General features: G+C 71.8%; 17 protein-coding genes and 1 pseudogene. 9 read left to right on the forward strand and 9 right to left on the reverse strand.

The window, feature by feature from the left end; all coding sequences use genetic code 11:
• Together KBX53_RS03795 and KBX53_RS03800 are read left to right on the forward strand one after the other, a co-directional pair.
• Positions 1–339, forward strand: a pseudogene (locus tag KBX53_RS03795) (RNA helicase); the annotation flags it as partial.
• Positions 340–567: 228 nt separating this feature from the next.
• Complete coding sequence (locus tag KBX53_RS03800) at positions 568–768, forward strand: hypothetical protein (RefSeq protein WP_036412564.1); 201 nt, start codon at positions 568–570, stop codon at positions 766–768.
• A 238-nt stretch (positions 769–1,006) separates the two neighbouring features.
• Here the strand turns inward: KBX53_RS03800 and KBX53_RS03805 are convergent, their stop codons facing one another.
• From KBX53_RS03805 to KBX53_RS03820, 4 genes are read right to left on the reverse strand one after another with little or no spacing between them, the layout of a single operon-like run.
• Positions 1,007–1,453 (reverse strand): Rrf2 family transcriptional regulator, encoded by a 447-nt coding sequence (locus KBX53_RS03805; RefSeq protein WP_030337565.1) that lies wholly within the window; start codon positions 1,451–1,453, stop codon positions 1,007–1,009.
• A gap of 1 nt (position 1,454) precedes the next feature.
• A complete protein-coding gene (locus KBX53_RS03810; protein ID WP_030337566.1) occupies positions 1,455–2,339 on the reverse strand; it encodes an ABC transporter permease in 885 nt (294 codons plus the stop codon).
• On the reverse strand, positions 2,329–3,108 hold the full coding sequence (locus tag KBX53_RS03815; protein WP_030337567.1) for an ABC transporter ATP-binding protein: 780 nt from the start codon (positions 3,106–3,108) through the stop codon (positions 2,329–2,331). Before KBX53_RS03815 ends, KBX53_RS03810 begins: the two co-directional genes overlap by 11 nt.
• Positions 3,105–4,169 (reverse strand): ABC transporter substrate-binding protein, encoded by a 1,065-nt coding sequence (locus tag KBX53_RS03820; RefSeq protein ID WP_210857823.1) that lies wholly within the window; start codon positions 4,167–4,169, stop codon positions 3,105–3,107. Before KBX53_RS03820 ends, KBX53_RS03815 begins: the two co-directional genes overlap by 4 nt.
• 354 nt (positions 4,170–4,523) lie before the next feature.
• Between KBX53_RS03820 and KBX53_RS03825 the strand changes: the two genes are divergently transcribed.
• Genes KBX53_RS03825 through nudC form a run of 3 tightly spaced genes read left to right on the forward strand, consistent with a single transcriptional unit; the run spans position 4,524 to position 8,127 of the window.
• Positions 4,524–5,834, forward strand: a complete 1,311-nt coding sequence (locus tag KBX53_RS03825) for a pitrilysin family protein (protein WP_030337570.1) — start codon at positions 4,524–4,526, stop codon at positions 5,832–5,834.
• Entirely contained in the window at positions 5,831–7,171 is a 1,341-nt protein-coding gene (locus KBX53_RS03830) for a pitrilysin family protein (RefSeq protein WP_210857824.1), read from the forward strand. Before KBX53_RS03825 ends, KBX53_RS03830 begins: the two co-directional genes overlap by 4 nt.
• Positions 7,168–8,127 (forward strand): NAD(+) diphosphatase, encoded by a 960-nt coding sequence (gene nudC, locus KBX53_RS03835; RefSeq protein ID WP_210857825.1) that lies wholly within the window; start codon positions 7,168–7,170, stop codon positions 8,125–8,127. Before KBX53_RS03830 ends, nudC begins: the two co-directional genes overlap by 4 nt.
• Positions 8,128–8,253: 126 nt before the next feature.
• On the opposite strand, the gene KBX53_RS03840 is transcribed toward nudC, so the two are convergent.
• From KBX53_RS03840 to KBX53_RS03850, 3 genes are all read right to left on the reverse strand, one after another.
• Positions 8,254–8,529, reverse strand: coding sequence for a hypothetical protein (locus KBX53_RS03840; protein WP_210857826.1), 276 nt, complete (start codon positions 8,527–8,529; stop codon positions 8,254–8,256).
• Between the two features lie 235 nt (positions 8,530–8,764).
• Complete coding sequence (locus KBX53_RS03845; protein ID WP_030337575.1) at positions 8,765–9,004, reverse strand: DUF397 domain-containing protein; 240 nt, start codon at positions 9,002–9,004, stop codon at positions 8,765–8,767.
• 72 nt (positions 9,005–9,076) lie between these two features.
• Positions 9,077–10,057 carry a helix-turn-helix transcriptional regulator gene (locus tag KBX53_RS03850; RefSeq protein WP_210857827.1) on the reverse strand — a complete coding sequence of 327 codons (981 nt, stop codon included), beginning with the start codon at positions 10,055–10,057 and terminating at the stop codon, positions 9,077–9,079.
• Positions 10,058–10,270: 213 nt separating this feature from the next.
• Between KBX53_RS03850 and KBX53_RS03855 the strand changes: the two genes are divergently transcribed.
• Positions 10,271–11,623 carry an MFS transporter gene (locus KBX53_RS03855; RefSeq protein ID WP_210857828.1) on the forward strand — a complete coding sequence of 451 codons (1,353 nt, stop codon included), beginning with the start codon at positions 10,271–10,273 and terminating at the stop codon, positions 11,621–11,623.
• A gap of 9 nt (positions 11,624–11,632) precedes the next feature.
• On the opposite strand, the gene KBX53_RS03860 is transcribed toward KBX53_RS03855, so the two are convergent.
• On the reverse strand, positions 11,633–11,875 hold the full coding sequence (locus KBX53_RS03860; RefSeq protein ID WP_030337579.1) for a mycoredoxin: 243 nt from the start codon (positions 11,873–11,875) through the stop codon (positions 11,633–11,635).
• Between the two features lie 92 nt (positions 11,876–11,967).
• On the opposite strand from KBX53_RS03860, the gene KBX53_RS03865 reads away from it, so the two are divergent.
• The 3 genes from KBX53_RS03865 (at position 11,968) to KBX53_RS03875 (ending at position 14,999) form a co-directional block, all read left to right on the forward strand.
• Positions 11,968–14,133: an ATP-dependent DNA helicase UvrD2 gene (locus KBX53_RS03865; protein ID WP_210857829.1), complete on the forward strand. Its 2,166-nt coding sequence runs from the start codon at positions 11,968–11,970 to the stop codon at positions 14,131–14,133.
• Positions 14,134–14,254: 121 nt separating this feature from the next.
• A complete protein-coding gene (locus KBX53_RS03870) occupies positions 14,255–14,503 on the forward strand; it encodes a hypothetical protein (RefSeq protein WP_030337582.1) in 249 nt (82 codons plus the stop codon).
• 130 nt (positions 14,504–14,633) lie between these two features.
• Positions 14,634–14,999, forward strand: a complete 366-nt coding sequence (locus KBX53_RS03875; RefSeq protein ID WP_030337583.1) for a WhiB family transcriptional regulator — start codon at positions 14,634–14,636, stop codon at positions 14,997–14,999.
• A gap of 353 nt (positions 15,000–15,352) precedes the next feature.
• Here the strand turns inward: KBX53_RS03875 and KBX53_RS36125 are convergent, their stop codons facing one another.
• Complete coding sequence (locus KBX53_RS36125; protein WP_247675062.1) at positions 15,353–17,074, reverse strand: AarF/UbiB family protein; 1,722 nt, start codon at positions 17,072–17,074, stop codon at positions 15,353–15,355.
• Positions 17,075–17,292: the final 218 nt, after the last annotated feature.

Consider the following 17,292-nt stretch of genomic DNA (forward strand, 5'->3'; position numbering starts at 1 on the left):
GCGAAGGACTACCTGCACCGGGGCGGCCGTACCGCCCGGGCCGGCGAGTCCGGTTCCGTGGTCACCCTGGTCCTGCCGGAGCAGCGCCGGGACGTGTCCCGGCTGATGGCCACTGCCGGCATCCGACCCGAGTCGGTCCAGGTGCGCCCCGGTGACGCGGCGTTGGCCCGGGTGACCGGTGCCCGTGAGCCGTCCGGTGTGCCGGTGACCATCGTCGCGCCGCCGGTGCCCGCCTCTCGGACGCGTACCTCCGGTGGTTCGGCCTCCGACGGCGGCGCCCGGCCGGCGCACCGCGCGTCGGGACGCTCCCGGCGCCCGCGTCGCCCCCGTACCGTCTGATCTTCCGCTCGTCAACCGACCCGTCCCGCTTCGGCTGGGCGGGTCGGTGTCGTTCCCGCCCATCGCGTGCCCTCCGGGCCGCCTCGTGATGAGGGCTCGGTCACCCGTTCGGCTGAGTCGGTAATCAGCCTCCGCTGGGTCGGCTGGCCGACTGCGCCCCGGCCGGTGGTGGTCGAGGCTGACGGACGGGGGAAGTCGGGCGGGGGGCCCGACACGGGAGGGGTGACCATGGCGGGCGAAGCCGGCTCGGGCGCACTGCGTGAACTGATCCTGGTGGTCGCGGTCGCGCTCGCCGGGTTGTTGCTCGCCATGGTCGCGGCCTTCGCGCCCTGGCATGCCACCCCGGCGGGCAATGCTCCCGCCGGTCTGGTGGAGCTGCACAGTCCTGGCGGCCCGGGCTCCGGCCCGGCGGACGCACACGTGGGCTGAGCAGCGACCGGCCTACCGGTGCCGGCGGAGGGGCAGGCCCGGTCAGGATCGGTGCGAGGTGTGGTCGGGTCGGCGGGGCACCGGCCCGACCACATCACCGTCACCGCAACCCACCGCAACCCACGCATGCGCCGATCTTGCGCTTTCGGTTGTCAATTCGGCAGGATGCGTCCCTTTTGCCGCGACAGAAAGTGCAAGATCGCGGGACACGGGGGCGCGGGGGCGCGGCGCGGGCGGGCTAGGGGGTTGTGGGGGTTTGGGTTTGGGTGAGCAGGTTGGCGAGGGTGGTGCTGTCGACGACGGTGGCGATCGCCCCGTGCACCGCCAGCCAGACGTCGGTGAGCCCCGCGGCCACTCCGTGATAGTCGGCCCGCTCGGCCGGCAGGCCGCGCACCGTGGTGAGCGAACCGCCGACCGCGCGCAGCACGTCCCCGACGGTGATTTCGTGGGGCGGGCGGGTCAGCGCGTACCCGCCGTCGGCACCGCGGTGGCTGTGCAGCAGACCGGCCCGGCGCAGGTCGAGCAGGATGCCCTGCAGGAAGCTGAGCGGGATGCCCTGCACCTCGGCCAGGCTGGCAGCCTTCACCAACTCGCCGGCCCTGTCGCCGTCGCCGTCGCCACCACCGGCGGCGGCGACGGCGAGCATCGCCCGGAGCGCGTAGTCGCTGCGCGCGGAGACGAACACGTCACTGACCAGCCTGGTCCAGTACGCCCCAGCGACGCCGGATCGCCTTGTCCGCAGCGCCGAACGCGGCGTCCACGACCAGGCCGACGACCAGGATGACGATCATCGTGGAGAGCAGCCAGGGCGCGTCGGACAGTTCGCGGGAGTAGGTGAGCTGGGCGCCGAGTGAGGTCTGCGAGATGCCGACCACGAGCAGCTCACCGGCCATCAGGCTGCGCCAGGAGAACGCCCAGCCCTGCTTGAGCCCGGCGACGATCGCCGGCAGGGCGGCCGGAGCGATGACGTACCGGTAGAGGTTGAGCCCACGGGCGCCCAGGTTGCGGCCGGCGCGCAGCAGCAGCGGCGGCACGTAGTCCACTCCGGAGATCACCCCGTTGGCGATGGACGGTGCCGCTCCGAGCACCACCACGAAGAAGATCGCCTTCTCGCTCAGCTCGAAGAGCAGGATGGCCAGCGGGAACCAGGCGATCGACGGCATGGTCTGCAACGCGGTGATCATCGAGCCGATGGCGGCGCGCAGCACGGTGGACCGGGCCACCGCGAGGCCGAGCAGCAGGCCGACGGCGACCGAGAAGACGTACCCGAGGGCGGCCCGGCGCAACGTGGTGACCAGGCCGTCCCAGAGCTGCGGGCTCTGGGCCTGGGCCATCAGCTCGCGGCCGACCTCCAGCGGGCCGGGCAGCGAGTACGGCGGCTTCCAGCCCGAGAGGACCACGAGTTGCCAGGCGGCGATGGCGATGGCCAGCGCGGCGAGCTTGGGCCAGGTGGCCGCCCAGAGGCGGGTGCCCCGGGAGACGTCCTTGTCCCGACCGGCGATCTCCAGCGCGTCCAGGCCGGTGATCTCGGCGTCGGTACGCGCCGAACTGGTGAGGGTGTCACTGGCCATGGCGGCCCACCTCCGTACGGAGCCGCTCGGTGACCTCGGCGGCGATGGCCGCGACCTCGGGGGAGTCGATCCGACGGGGGCGCGGGATGGTCACCTCGGTGGAGTAGATGATCCGGCCGGGTCGGCTGGAGAGCAGGATGATCCGGTCGGCCAGTCGGGCCGCCTCGCGGACGTTGTGCGTCACGAAGAGCACCGAGAGTTGGCGCTCGGACCAGATCCGTTCCAGCTCGTCGTGCAGGATGTCCCGGGTCATCGCGTCCAGCGCGCCGAACGGCTCGTCCATCAGCAGCACCGGGGTGTCCAGGGCCAACGTGCGGGCCAGCGCGACCCGTTGCCGCATCCCGCCGGAGAGTTCGTGCGGGCGCTTGCGGCCGAAGTCGCCCAGGTGCACCGTCCGCAGCAGTTCGGCGACCCGCTCGCGGCGTTGGGCCCGGGGGAGCCGGCGCAGCTTGAGGGGGACCTCCACGTTGGCGTCGACGGTCAGCCACGGAAAGAGCGCCGGTTCCTGGAACATCAGGCCCGGGTTGACGTCGCCGGCCAGGGTGATCTGGCCACCGCTGACCCGGTCCAGCCCGGCCACCAGGTTGAGCAGGGTGCTCTTGCCGCAGCCGGACGCGCCGACCAGGCAGACGAACTCGCCGGGCGCGACGTCCAGCGACACACCGTCCAGGGCCAGGACGGCGCTCGACCCGCGTCCGTACACCTTGGTCACGCCGGAGAGCGCGACGGCTGTGGTCGCGCTCCGCGGCGTCGTCGTGGTCGACGTCATGGCTGGACGACCTCGGGCTTGCCGGCGGCCTTCAGCGCGTTGTTGAGGTACTTCAGGTCGTACAGGCCCTTGAGGTCCACCGGCTCGGTCAGCTGCACGTCGACGGCGTGGTCGAGCCCGGCCTTGAGGGAGGACGGGATCGGGTCGTTGGTGAACTCCAACGTCGGCCACGCCTGCTTGATCAGCTTCAGGTCCAGCGGCTTGCCGGTGATCTTGCCGATCGCGTCGGAGATGGCCTGCTGCGCCTCCTCCGGCTTGGTGTTGACGAACTCGTTGGCGGCCACCTGGCCGTCGACCAGCTTCTGCACCACGTCCGGGTGCGCCTTGAGGAACTTCGTGCTCACCAGCAGGTTGGTGATGACGAACTTCTTGTCGGGCCACAGGTCACGCTCGTCGACGAGCACCGTGCCGCCGGCGTTGACCAGGCGGGAGACGAACGGCTCGGGCACCCACGCCCCGTCGATCGCGCCACTGGTGAACGTCTCGATGGTCTGGGCGTTCTCCTGCGGCACGATCTTGACGTCACCGCCACCCTCCTTGGTGGTGGTGAGGCCCTGCTGCTTGAGCCAGTACCGGACCGCCACGTCCTGGGTGTTGCCCAGCTGCGGGGTGGCGATCTTTTTGCCCTTCAGGTCCTGCGCCCCGGTGATGCCGGGCTTGACCACCAGCGCCACGCCGCCGGACGCCGCTCCGGAGATGACCCGGACAGCCTCGCCCTTGGACTTGGAGAAGGCGTTCACCGTCGGGTTCGGACCGATGTAGGTGGCGTCCAGCGCGCCGGAGAAGACCGCCTCGATGGCGGCCGGGCCGGCGTTGAAGGTCTTCGGGTCCAGCTTGACGTCGGTGCCGAGCTTCTCCGCGAAGATGCCCTTCTCCACGCCGACGACCGCTGGCGCGTGGGTGATGTTGGGGAAGTAGCCGAGGCGCAGCGTCACCGGGCCGGAGCTGCCGCCCGCGCCCTCGCTGTCGTCGCCGCACCCGGCGGTGCTGCCCAGGGTCGCCGCGCCGAGGGCGGCGAGGGTCATCAGCGTGACCGTCCGGCGCAGGGGGAGCCGTCTCATCGTCCATCCAATCCGCAGTATTCCTACTTAGTTGGTAGGAAGAGTGGGCCAGGCCGTGGTCAGCGTCAAGACCCATCCACATGGCGGGATGGCGCGTCTCAGTTATGTCGGCATTTCCTACCAGCTTGCTGTGATAAGCGGCGTAGCGTTGGCGGGGAGCGACCGGCTGCTGGCCGGGACGAGCCCGGAGCGGATCGCCGCCGCAAAGGCCCGGTTCCGTCGGATCGACTCGGCCGCACCGCGAGGAGGCCGAACGGGTCGCCAACGAGGTGCTGACCCTGGTGACCGCCCCCGTCGCGGCGGCTCCGGGAAGGTCGCGGGTGGCGACCGTGTCGACGCGCTAGGGTCGACTCCGTGGCGGCGCGGAGATCCAGAATTCCAGCGACGAAGTATCCGGTCGAGCGGTTCACCCTCGACAACGGCCTGCGGGTGGTGCTCACCCCCGATCGCAGTGCCCCGGTGATCGGGGTGGCGGTGGTCTACGACGTCGGCATCCGCTCGGAGCCCGAGGGGCGCACCGGCTTCGCCCACCTCTTCGAGCACCTGATGTTCCAGGGCTCGGAAAACCTGGAGAAGCTGGCTCACTTCCGACACGTGCAGGGCGCGGGCGGCACCTTCAACGGCTCCACCCACCTGGACTACACCGACTACTTCGAGACGTTGCCGAGCAACGCGCTGGAACGCGCACTGTTCCTGGAGGCGGACCGGATGCGCGGCCCTCGGCTGACCGAGGAGAACCTGCGCAACCAGGTCGACGTGGTCAAGGAGGAGATCCGGGTCAACGTCCTCAACCGGCCGTACGGCGGTTTCCCCTGGCTGACCCTGCCGCCGGTCATGTTCGACACCTTCCCCAACGCCCACGACGGCTACGGCTCCTTCGACGACCTGGAGTCGGCGACCGTCGCCGACGCAGCGGACTTCTTCCGCCGCTACTACGCCAGCGGCAACGCCGTGCTCGCCGTCAGCGGTGACATCGACGTGGCCGAGGCGACCGAGCTGGTCAGCCGGCACTTCGGCGACGTGCCGGCCCGGCCGGCACCGCAACGGCCCGACTTCACCGAACCCGACCTGAGCGCCGAGCGGCGCACCTCGTACACCGACGCCCTGGCGCCGCTGCCGGCGGTGGCCGGCGCGTGGCGGGTGCCCGACCCGGTCACCGACTTCGCCGGCTACCTGCCGTACGTGGTGCTGGCCGAGGTGCTCACCGACGGCGACGCGTCGCGGCTGGTCGAGCGGCTGGTGCAGCGCGACCGCACAGTGACCAGCCTCGGCGGATACCTCGGTTTCATGGGCGACCCGTTCGACGTCCGCGACCCCACCGCGCTGCTGTTGCAGGCGCACCTGCCGCCCGGGGGTGACGTGGACAAGGTGCTGCGCACCATCGACGAGGAGCTGGACCGGCTGGCCACCGACGGGCTGACCGACGGTGAGCTGGCCCGCACCCAGGCCCGGATGGCGACCCACCTGCTGCGGGACACCGACGCGGTGCTCGGTCGGGCGCTGCGGATGGCAGTGTTGGAGCAGCAACGCGGCGAGCCGGGCCTGCTCAACGAGTTGCCCCGGCTGGTCGGCGAGGTCACCGAGGAGCAGGTCCGGGCCGCCGCGGCCACAGTGCGTCCGGAGCGTCGCGCCGCCATCGAAGTCATCCCCGGAGGTGCCCGATGACCGGGACTGTGGCCGCCGCGCCGCGCACGCTTCCCCCGCTCGGTCCGACCCGCAAGCTCAAGGTGCCCAAGCAGGCCGAGCGGACGCTGCCCAACGGGCTCACCGTGATCGCGGTACGCCGGCCCGCCGTGCCCCTGGTCGAACTGCGGCTCTGGGTGCCGTTCGGTCGGGTGCACCTGGCCCGCGGCGCGATGCTCTCGCAGACCATGCTCTCCGGCACCGGGTCGATGACCAGCGTGCAGATCGCCGCCGAGTTGCAGAAGGTGGGCGGCGGGCTCTCCGCGGGCGTCGACCCGGACCGGCTGATGCTCTCCGGCGCCGGCCTGGTCACCGGTCTGGACCGGATGCTGGAGCTGCTGGCCGAGGTGCTGACCGGCGCCAGCTACCCCAGCGACGAGGTGGCCACCGAACGGGACCGACTGGTCGACCGGATCCAGGTGGCGCAGAGTCAACCGGCGCACCTGGCCCGGGAGGCGCTGCTCAAGCGGATCTACGGCCGGCACCCGTACGCGACGCAGACGCCCGAGCCCGACCAGATCCGGGCCGTCCGACCGGCGGCCCTGCGCACCCTGCACTCGGAGCGGGTGCATCCGACCGGCGCGCAGTTGGTGCTGGTCGGTGACGTGCAGCCGGAGAAGGCGTTGGACGCCGCCGAGCGGGCACTCGGCGGCTGGTCGGGTGCCGGGCGTGTGGCCGACCTGCCGGCGACCCCGCCGCTGGAGCCGGGGCCGCTGCTGCTTGTCGACCGGCCGGGCTCGGTGCAGTCGTCGCTGCGGATCGCGCTTCCGGCGGTGTCGCGCACCGACCCGGACCACGCCCCGCTGCAACTCGCCAACCTGATCTTCGGCGGCTACTTCTCCTCCCGGTGGGTGGAGAACATCCGCGAGGACAAGGGCTACACGTACGGCCCGCACTCGGGTATCGAGCACTCCGTCGCCGGGTCGGTGCTGGTCGCCGCCGCCGACGTGGCCACCGAGGTCACCGGTCCGGCGCTGCTGGAGACGACGTACGAGCTGGGCCGGTTGGCGTCGCTGCCACCGAAGCCCGAGGAGTTGGAGCAGGCCCGGCAGTACGCTCTGGGCACCCTTCAGCTCGGCATGTCCACCCAGGCCGGGCTGGCCGCGTTGACCAGCGCGTACGCGGGCAACGGGCTACGCCTGGACTTCCTCGCCGAGTACGCGGCGCGGTTGGCGAAGGCGAGCATCGAGGACGTGGCGCAGGCGGCGGCCCGGTACCTGGCACCGGCTCGGGCGGCGATCGTGGTGCTCGGCGACGCGGAGCGGATCACCCCGGGGCTGGCCGCGCTGACCGCTGTCCACACCGAGCGACAGGCGTGAGCGGGGAGGCGGCGCCGCCGTTGGCGCGGTCCACGCTGGATCGGGCGGCGCACCGGCGGGGCGACTCGCAGTGGTTGACCGAGGCGTGGTTGCGCGCCCGGGTGCTGCTGATCGACTCGACCGACGACGGTCGGACGCTGGCCCGCACCGAGACGTCGCCGCCGACGTTGGTGCTGTTCGGGGCGGGTGACGTGCCCGCCGGCTCCGAGTCGGCGGCGATGTTCCTGGGGGTCGAGCCGGACGGGGTGCCGGTCTTCGCCGTCGACGCGCCGCTGCCGGCGATCCCGGGGACCCGGGCGGTCCACCTCCGCGAGGTGGGTCACCTGCTCGCCGACCGGGAGGCCGGCATCTTCACCACCGCGCTGGCACTCGTCAACTGGCACACCCGGCACGGTTACTCGACCAGCACCGGTGCGCCGACCGCGATGGACGAGGCCGGTTGGTCCCGGGTGGACCGCAACGGCGGGCGGATCTGGCCGCGTACCGACCCGGCGATGATCGTGCTCGTTCACGACGGGGTGGACGGCCCGGACGGCCGCTGCCTGCTCGGCAACAACGCCGGCTGGCAGGGCACCCCCGGTGGTCGCCGCTACTCCTGCCTGGCCGGCTACGTCGAGCCGGGCGAGTCGGCGGAGGCGGCCGTGTTGCGCGAGGTCCGCGAGGAGGTGGGCATCGGGGTCGAGCGCATCGGGTACGTGGGCAGCCAGGCCTGGCCGTTCCCCGGTTCGCTGATGCTGGGCTTCCTTGCCACCGCGAACCCGGCCGAGCCGGTGCGGGTCGACCCGTCCGAGATCGCGTACGCCCGGTGGTTCTCCCGCCAGGAGATCGGGGCGGCACTGGCCGGGCAGACGGTCGACGTGGGCGACGGGGCCCGACTGGTCCTGCCGCCGCCGTCGTCGATCGCGCTCTTCCTCATTCACCGGTGGCTGGACGGCTGGGTGGACGCCGACCGCTGAGCGCGGTCCCGGCCCGCGGCCGCCGTTGCCGCGACGGTCACGGGCCGGGAACACGGGCCGTCGTGGTCGGCGGGTGCGAGTAACGCGGCGGGGGAGCCGGTCCGACCACGACGGACGACCTGTGAATCAGGTGCCGGGGCGGCCCGGTCTGTGTCGGAAGGCGGGCCGCGACTCGATCAGCGGGAGGACCTTGACCCGCTGCTTGCCGGCGCGGACCGCGCCGACGGTGGCCAGGGCGCGGGCCAGCAGCAGCGCGGCGTCCCGGTCCTCGGCGTGCACGATCTGACGTCGCGGCTCGGGCGCGGTCGTCTCGTCGCGAAGTCGATGGCCGTCCGCCCAGGCGGCGGCGATGTCCCCGTCGGCGACGGCGCGGATGTCGGTGCGAACGATCAGGAACCGCATGTGGGTCTCCGGATGAACCGCGACGGATGAGCAGTGTGGAAGTTCCACGTATCCGAGGGCCATGTTACGCCCCGTGTTCGTCTCAGCAACTGAAACGCGCCTATCGGTTTCGAGCCTCGTCCGATCAGTCGATGGCTGCTCAGCAGGGTTGGCGGGTCACCGGGCGACGGGTCGACGGGTGTGACGAGACGGGGCCGCCGGCGCTATGCCGACGGCCCCGTACCCGATGACCGGGTCAGTTCAGATCGAACTGGCCCTTCTTGGCGCCGGTGATGAAACCGAGCCACCCCGCGCGGTTGAACAGCAGCACCGGGCCGCCCCGGTCCTTGCTGTCGCGTAGGGCGACCGCCGACGGGCCGGTGGCGAGCGGGGCGACCTCCACACAGTTGGAGGTCTGGCTGCGGGTGCTGGTACGCCACGGGGCGTCCGCCAACGAGTGGGCGGAGACGGACGGCGTGTTGCGGATGTCGTTCATGGTTCTGCTCCTGATGTGCAGCGATCCGATGGGACGAGTGGTGCCGCACGCCCGACGGAGGTCCCCCGTGGATCACCGGTCCGTCAGTCGCCCCGAACCCTGGCGGCGTTGGGTCGGCGCCGTTGCCGGCCCGAACGCCACTGTGGGTGGGGGCGTCGCCTCGGTCAGCCGTCCCGCCGCCTCGATCAGCCAGGAGAGGGTGTCCGAGGCGTTAAGTGCCGCCGTGCATAGCCACTCGAACACCACTTTATAGCGATTTAGCGTGATTGCCTCGGTCGACATGACGTCGGTGAAGCCACCTTCGATGGCCAATGTCTCCGGATCGAGGGGATCGGCGAACCGATAGACCGAGAACGCGGTCGGCGGAAGGAACCAACTGCCGATCTGGGTGTCCCGGAGCAGCACGTGCAGGGTCACGTTCGGCAGCAGGGCCAGCTCGCAGAGTTGGAGCAGCTGCTCGTGCAGCACCTCCGGCGGCCCGGCCCGGCGGCCGAGAGCGGCCTCCTCCAGCACGGCGGTGTAGCGGGGAGCGTGCGGCTCCCGGGTGAGCAGCGACTGGCGGGCCAATCGCGCCTGCACCTCGGTCTCCGGCTCGTCGCCGGGCTCCGGCTCGCCCGCGCCCGCGCTCACCTGGCGGGCCGACACGATCCGCAGCTGGGCGTATCCGGGGGTCTGCAACAGACCCGGCACCAGCACCGGGTTGTACTCGGAGATTTCCGCGCAGCCCGCCTCCAACTCGGCCCAGCCGCGCTGCTGCTGCGTCATCACCGGGAAGTTCTTCAACCAGCCGCGCATGTCGCCGGCCTCGTTGGTGATGCCCAGCAGCTCGTCGTGCAGCGCCTGGTCGGCGCCGTAGAGGTCGAGCAGGTCGCCGACGTCCTGCGGGTCCGGTCGGCTGCGGCCATTCTCCAGGCGGGACAGTTTGGACGCGGAGGCCCAACCGATACGCTCGATGACCTGATCGCCGGTGAGGCCCGCGGCCTCACGCAGGCGGCGCAGCTCGATGCCCAACCGGCGACGACGCAGGATCGGGCTGGGTGCGGCAGGAGGCACAGTGTCCTCTTTCCCGTCGACCGCCGCAGACGCGACGGTAACTGTATGAAATTCGCCCCCCACGGTCAGTATGGACGGCGCGACCGGTGTCGGAGGTTCCGGCGAGGGCGTGTCTTGCGAAAATCGGACCACGGGAATGCCGGACGACGACGGACCCGCGGTCGCGGCCGTCGACCTCGCCCACCTGGGCACGCCATCCCGCCGGAGGGACCCATGCGCACGATCCTGCGCCGACCCGACTTCCGTCTGCTCTTCGGCGGCCTGCTGGCCAGCATGACCGCCGAGTCGATCCTGCTGCTGGCACTCGCCATCTGGGTCAAGGATCTGACTGGCTCGGACGGGTTGGCCGGTGCCACGATCTTCGCGGTCATCGCGCCGATGACGCTGGCACCGCTGGTCGGCTGGGTCGTGGACCGCTACCCGCGCCGACCGTTCTTCGTCGCCGCGAACGTGGCGACCGCCGCCCTGCTCACCCCGCTGTTCACCGTCCACGACGCGGGCGACGTCTGGGTCGTCTACCTGGTGGCCGCCCTCTACGGACTCTCGTCCATCACGCTCGGTGCGGCGCTCAGCGGGCTCATCCGCGAGTTGGTGCCGGTCGAGCTGCTGGCCGAGGCGAACGGCGTGCTGCAGACCGTACGCCAGGGGATACGACTGGTCGGCCCGCTGGTGGGCGCGGCTCTCTACGCGGCGCTCGGCGGCTGGGCGCTGGCCGGAATCGGCATGGTCGGATTTCTGACCGCGGCTGCGGTGGTGACCGCGCTGCCCGCCCCGCAACAGGTGCCGCCGACCGTACGGCTGCGGTGGCCGGCCGAGCTGGGCGCCGGCCTGCGGCACCTGGCCGGCGAGCCGGCCCTGCGGCGGGCCCTGCTCGGTTACGGGCTCGGCTCACTGGTGATGGGCTTCAGCGAGTCGCTCATCTTCGCCTACGTGGACCAGGGGCTGAACCGGGATGCCGCGTTCGTGGGTGTGCTGGTCACCGTGCAGGGCGTTGGTGGTCTGCTCGGCGGACTCTGCTCACCGACGCTGGTCCGCCGGCTCGGCGAGGTCGGCACGCTGGCCGCCGGGGTCGCCTTCTTCTCGCCGGCCGCGCTCGCGCTCGCGTACCCCGATCTGCGGCTCGGGTTCGCGGCGGTGCTGCTGGCCGGGGTCTCGCTCCCGCTGACGATGGTGGGTTTGCACACGCTGATCCAGCGCCGCACCCCGCCCGCGCTGGTCGGCCGGGTCGCCGCGGCCACCCAGGCGGTGGTCAGCGGGCCGCAGGCGTTCTCCATCGGGGCGGGTGCCCTGCTGGTCGGGTTACTGGACTACCGGCTGCTGTTCGCGCTGGTCGGAGTGGCCACCCTGGCCGCCGGTAGCTACCTGTGGCGGGGCCGCCACCTGAGCGCGCCGCCCGGGGCACCCGCACCGACGCCACCCACCCGCCCGACGCTCCCGGCACCCCGCCGACCGGTTGAGGACACCGACCGACCCGGACTTCCAACGCCCGCCGACCGTCGCCACCGTGACTCGTGCCCGGACACGACGAACGGCCGCCCCGGTGGGGCGGCCGTGCGCCGAGGATGAACCGGCAGATCAGGCGTTGAGGGTTTCCAGGTGCTGCTTGACCTGGGTGATCGAGGGATTCGTCAGCGCGCTGCCGTCGGCGAAGCGCAGCGTCGGCACCGTCTGGTTACCGCCGTTGACACTCATCACGAACTCCGCGGCCTTCGGGTCCTGCTCGATGTCGACCACCTCGTAACCGATGCCCTCCCGGTCGAGCTGCGACTTCAGCCGGTGGCAGTAGCCGCACCAGGGGGTGGAATACATCGTCAACATGGTCGGATCCTCCAACTCCTCCGGCCGCGGCTTGCCGATCAAGCCGAGGCTGTTCGCTGCAACGCTGGGAGGAGCTGAGATGATTCCTGGTTGTGGCGGTTCACTCAGCGTCGGAAAAGGTGCTCGCCGGGCTGGACCCGGAGCAACGCGCCGCGGTGACCGCACCCGCCGGCCCGGTCTGCATCCTGGCCGGCGCCGGCACCGGCAAGACCCGCGCGATCACCTCCCGAATCGCCCACCGGGCGCTCTCCGGGGAGATCTCCCCCCGACACGTGCTCGCTGTCACCTTCACCGCCCGCGCCGCCGCCGAGATGCGGAGTCGTCTCACGGTGCTCGGGGTGGGTGGCGTCCAGGCGCGGACGTTCCACGCCGCCGCGCTGCGTCAGGTGCGGTACTTCGCGCCCCGGCTGCTGGCCGGGCGTGCCATGCCCGAACTGCTGGACAGCAAGGTACGACTGGTCACCCTCGCTGCCGCCCGGGTCGGCCTGCGTACCGACCGGGCCGCCGCCCGCGACCTGGCCGGCGAGATCGAGTGGGCGAAGTCGTCGCTCGTCGAACCGACGGACTACGTGGTGGCCGCGGCCCGGGCGCTGCGCGACACACCCCACGAGCCGGCGAAGGTGGCCGACGTGTTCACCGCGTACGAGCAGCTCAAGCGCTCGAACGGTGTGATCGACTTCGAGGACATGCTGCGGGCCGCGGTGTGGGGGATCGAGGAGCACCCGGACGTCGGTGAGCAGGTCCGTGGCCAGTACCGGCACTTCGTCGTCGACGAGTACCAGGACGTCAACCCCCTCCAACAGCGGTTGCTGGACGCCTGGCTCGGCGGCCGGGACGACCTGACAGTGGTCGGGGACGCCAGCCAGACGATCTACTCGTTCACCGGGGCGACGTCGGCGTACCTGGTCGACTTCCCGCGCCGACACCGCAACGCCACGGTGGTCCGGCTGGTCCGTGACTACCGCTCCACCCCGCAGGTGGTCGGGCTGGCCAACGCGGTGATCTCCCAGGCCCGGGGCACCGAGGCGCGCCTGCGCCTGGAACTGAGCGGCCAGCGCCCCCCGGGCCCCGAACCGGATCTGCGGATCTTCACCGACGAGCCGGCGGAGGCGAACGCGGTGGCCGCGCGCTGCCGTTCCCTGATCGACGCGGGCACCCCGGCGAAGGAGATCGCCGTGCTGTTCCGGGTCAACGCGCAGTCCGAGGCGTACGAGAAGGCGCTCACCGAGGCCGAGGTGCCGTACGTCGTGCAGGGCGCGGAGCGGTTCTTCGAACGAGCCGAGGTGCGCCAGGCGATGGTCGCGCTGCGTGCCGCCACCCGCTCGATCCCGGGAGAGACACCGTTGCCGGCCGCCGTCGTCGAGGCGCTCACCGCCGTCGGCTGGACCCCGGACACCCCACCGACCGGCGGTGCCGCCCGCGAGCGGTGGGAGGCGCTGTCCGCGCTGGTCCAGCTCGCCGAGGAGTACGCGGCGACCCCCGAGGTCGTGCCGATCGGCGAGGCCGCCTCGGTGGAACGCCCGGTCACCCTCACCGACTTCACCGAGGAACTGGCCCGCCGGGCCGCCCAGCAGCACGTACCGACCGTGGACGGCGTGACGCTGGCGTCCCTGCACTCGGCGAAGGGCCTGGAGTGGGACGCGGTCTTCCTGGTCGGTCTCGCCGAGGGCACCCTGCCCACCACGTACGCGAAGACCGTCGAGCAGGTCGAGGAGGAGCGCCGGCTGCTCTACGTCGGGATCACCCGCGCACGCGAGTGGCTCTGGCTGTCGTACGCGGCCGCGCGGTCGCCGGGCGGACGGGCCCGGCGGCCGTCGCGGTTCCTGCCCCACCTGGACCGCTCCGGCGGCACCGAACGGGCCAGCGGCGGCACCGGTCCGGCCCGCCGTCCCGAGCGGCGACGCACCCAGATCGTCTCCTGCCGGATCTGCGGTGCCACTCTGCTCGCCGGCCCGGACCGAAAGCTCGGCCGCTGCCCCACCTGCCCGTCCGACATCGACGATGAGCTGCACGAACGGCTGCGCGAGTGGCGGCAGCGGGTGGCCGGTGCGCAGAAGGTCCCGGCGTACGTGGTCTTCACCGACGCGACGCTCGTCGCGTTGGCCGAGCGGCGACCGGCCCGGTCGGAGGAGCTGATCGCCATCGCCGGTATCGGCCCCCGCAAGCTGGGCCTCTACGGGGAGTCGGTGCTGGCCCTCGTGGCAGGTGCCGGGGTGGACGATGTCTGCCCGGAGAAAACTTTCGAAATCTCGTCGTAAATTCGTTTGCCCTCGCCCCGGCGCGAGGAATAGCCTCAGGACACACCACGCGAGCGGCGCCATTCCGGCTGCTCACGGGGGCGGTCCAGTCGATTCGAGGAACGTGAGGGAGGTGGCCACCGTGAAGATCTTCACCTATGAGCGTCTGACGGCGATGCCGTCTGTCTGCGCTCCGCTGTCGGCTGTCCGGGTGGCCCTCACGGCTGCACGACCGTCGGTTCCGCAGGTGCACCAGGTTCAGGCCGAGCTGACCCTGACCGTCGCGCCCGTCGGAGTCGAGGGGACCAGTGGCTTCACGGGCATGGGCATCAATGACGTCAAGAAGCGCATGGATGTCCGCGGCGTTCCACCTCGAGGTAAACCGGTCTGACCATCAGACTCCGGCTCACCTCGAGGCCGCGGAACCCGCTTACCGGGATCCGCGGCCTCAGTTTTTTGCCCGCCGTAAGTACGTCGGAATGCGATCCACGAGATCGAAGTGAGAGAGAGGTGACCGGGAGATGAGTCTGGCGTTGGCCCCCCTCGACATGAGCGTCGAGATGGAGGCGAACCTGCCCTGCCGGAAGTTCGACCCCGACCTGTGGTTCTCCGACTCGCCCACCGAGCTCGAGCTGGCCAAGTCGCTCTGCGGGGACTGCCCGCTGCGCGTCGAGTGCCTGGCCGGAGCCGTTGAGCGAGCGGAGCCCTGGGGCGTCTGGGGCGGCGAGATCTTCGAGCGTGGCGCGGTTGTCCCGCGTAAGCGGCCCCGTGGCCGTCCGCGTAAGGAGGACGTCGCCCGAGACGCCGCGCTTCGGGTCGAGGCCGAGGCGCGCCTGGCAGCCAGTGGGCTGTCCGAGGTGCGTGGCGCGGTCCGGCTGGCAGCCTGACATGTTCCCGACCCGTTCCAACGACGCCGGTGTCCTACCGGCAGTGAGTGAGAAAACGATGTTGAACATTCCGAGTGGAGCCTTCGAGATGCAACTACTCAACGAAGCGTTGACCAGGGCTCGAATGCGCCGGCCTCAGGCCGGTCGTACCACCACGAGCACTGAGGCAACCCGATCCGCCCGTACCGTCGCCATGACCGGCCGCAATCAGGCGGCTCGCGACCTGGGCGTTCTCTAGTACCACTCCACTCAGAAGGGCGGGTGCCGACCGGCACCCGCCCTTCCTCACGTTCTCAGCCCCTCACGTGCTCAGGCGACCGGGCCTCGACTCAGGCGACCGGGCCTCGACCTGCTCAGGCGACCGGGGCGAAGCCGGGCAGCCAGCGCTCCAGGATGCTCCGGTAGGGGGCCTTCGCCTCCAACTGGCAGAGCACCCCGATCGACCCGAGCGTCACCCGGTGGATCAGCAGGTACGACGGTGGCAGGTTGAGCTGCCGGCTCAGCTGGTACGTGGGGGAGCGAGGGCTGGCCAGTCGACCCGCCTCGGCCCGCAGCCAGGCTCGGGTGAACCGGAAGCCGTCCGCCGCGATGGGCTCCAGCATGGGACGGATGAAGTCGAGCACCCCCTCGGCGTCGATCTCGTCGGCCGAGCCGATGAACCCCTCCGACCGCAGCCCCGCCACGACCTCGTCGGCGTTGCCGCGCAGGGCCATCGCGGCGATCCGACCGATCGGCTCCGGAGTGCCCTCCGGCATACGGGCCACCGCCCCGAAGTCGATCACGCCGAGCCGACCGTCGGGCAGCAGCCGGAAGTTTCCCGGGTGCGGGTCGGCGTGCAGCAGCCCGGCCCGCTGCGGCGCGGAGAGGTGCAGGGTGGCCATCAACCGGCCGGCCTCGTTCCGATCCTCCTCGGTGCCCTCCCGGATGATGTCGGCCAGCGGGGTGCCCGTCACCCACTCGGTGACCAGCACCCGCGGCGAGGCGTTGACCACCTCCGGGATGTAGATCTCCGGGTCGTCGGCGTACGCGGACGCGAAGGCGCGCTGCGACTCGGCCTCCAGCTCGTAGTCCAACTCCTCGGTGATCCGTTCGCGCAGCTCGGCCAGGAGCGGCTTGACGTCCAGGCCGGGCTGGATGGCCCGGAACATCCCGCCCAGTCGGGAGAGCTGCTTGAGGTCGGCGAGCAGGGTGCCGGTCGTTCCGGCGGCCACCGGGTCGGCGACGGCGAGTTGAGCGGCGAGCCGCGGCCAATCCGGGTCGCGGTCGGCCCGGTGCAGCTCGACGCAGTGCAGGCAGGGCCCGGCGGGCGGGCGGACCACGGGCCCGATCACCGGTACGCCTTCGCGGAGTGTGACGAGCAGGTGCGGCTGCCGGCGCTGGGCGAAACCGGCGGCGAGCAGCGCGGGAGGCCGGTCCATGCCGAGCTGGATCACCAGGTCGACCCGCCCGGCGCGGCTCGGGTGGGTGCCGGTGCCCGGCGCGACGCGATCGACCGCGGCCCGTACCGCCGATGCCAGCGGGCGACCCAGGTCGGCGGCGGGGATGCCCGTGCCGATCAGGTCGACGGCGCGTACCGGGCCGGTGAGCTGGGGACTCACCTGGCCCACGCCGGACTGGGCCAGCGCCACCGTCAGGGGCCCGCCGAGCGCCCCGACACCGGTGAGCAGGACGCGGGCCGCCCGCCGCCGACGCAGGACCTGAGCCGGGGTGCCGGGCAGCCGGGTGGCGGTCAGGGCCAGCGCGCCGGCCTCCGCCGCGAGTCGGGCCCGGACCGGGCCGGTCAGGTCGCGGGGGACCAGGCTGTGCGCCGGCACCAACAGGCCGGCAGCTTGCAGCGCGTCGAGCAGGGTACGCGCGTCGTTGGCGCTGACCTGGGCGGTCGTCGCCTCGGCCAGCACGGTGCGCTCGCTGCGGGTGCCGTCGAGCAGGTCGAGCAGGTGGGCCGCGCGGGGGTTGGCCAACTCCAGCAGGACTGCCGGACCGGGGCCGACGCCGAGCTGGAGGGTGTGCCGGTCCCGCCAGAGCCGGTTGAGGCCGGGCAGCAGGGTGGGGCGGAGCAGTGCGGTGCGGCTCATGTCACGAATCGTGACCGCGTCTTCGCGCTCGGTCGATCGTTGTCCACAGGCGGTCAGGCCGCTGTCCAGCGCTATCCACAGGATCTGGCGGGTTTTCCACAGCCCGCGAGCCGTGTTGTCAGCCAACCGACAGGGCCGCCCCCGACGCCGGTGGCGTCGAGCGCCGATCGGCAACGGGGGTGGGGGGGGCCCCCGCCCCCCCCCCCCCCCACCACCCC

The sequence above is a fragment of the Micromonospora sp. M51 genome, assembly GCF_018070305.1.
GTDB classification, from domain to species: domain Bacteria; phylum Actinomycetota; class Actinomycetes; order Mycobacteriales; family Micromonosporaceae; genus Micromonospora; species Micromonospora parva.

Coding starts and splice junctions, on each gene's coding strand:
- KBX53_RS03830 (WP_210857824.1), top strand. CDS start 5,831: ATGACCGGGACTGTGGCCGCCGCGCCGCGCACGCTTCCCCCGCTCGGT.
- KBX53_RS03860 (WP_030337579.1), bottom strand. CDS start 11,875: ATGTTGACGATGTATTCCACCCCCTGGTGCGGCTACTGCCACCGGCTG.
- KBX53_RS03800 (WP_036412564.1), top strand. CDS start 568: ATGGCGGGCGAAGCCGGCTCGGGCGCACTGCGTGAACTGATCCTGGTG.
- KBX53_RS03815 (WP_030337567.1), bottom strand. CDS start 3,108: ATGACGTCGACCACGACGACGCCGCGGAGCGCGACCACAGCCGTCGCG.
- KBX53_RS03820 (WP_210857823.1), bottom strand. CDS start 4,169: ATGAGACGGCTCCCCCTGCGCCGGACGGTCACGCTGATGACCCTCGCC.
- KBX53_RS36125 (WP_247675062.1), bottom strand. CDS start 17,074: ATGAGCCGCACCGCACTGCTCCGCCCCACCCTGCTGCCCGGCCTCAAC.
- KBX53_RS03875 (WP_030337583.1), top strand. CDS start 14,634: ATGAGTCTGGCGTTGGCCCCCCTCGACATGAGCGTCGAGATGGAGGCG.
- KBX53_RS03810 (WP_030337566.1), bottom strand. CDS start 2,339: ATGGCCAGTGACACCCTCACCAGTTCGGCGCGTACCGACGCCGAGATC.
- KBX53_RS03845 (WP_030337575.1), bottom strand. CDS start 9,004: ATGAACGACATCCGCAACACGCCGTCCGTCTCCGCCCACTCGTTGGCG.
- KBX53_RS03840 (WP_210857826.1), bottom strand. CDS start 8,529: ATGCGGTTCCTGATCGTTCGCACCGACATCCGCGCCGTCGCCGACGGG.
- KBX53_RS03855 (WP_210857828.1), top strand. CDS start 10,271: ATGCGCACGATCCTGCGCCGACCCGACTTCCGTCTGCTCTTCGGCGGC.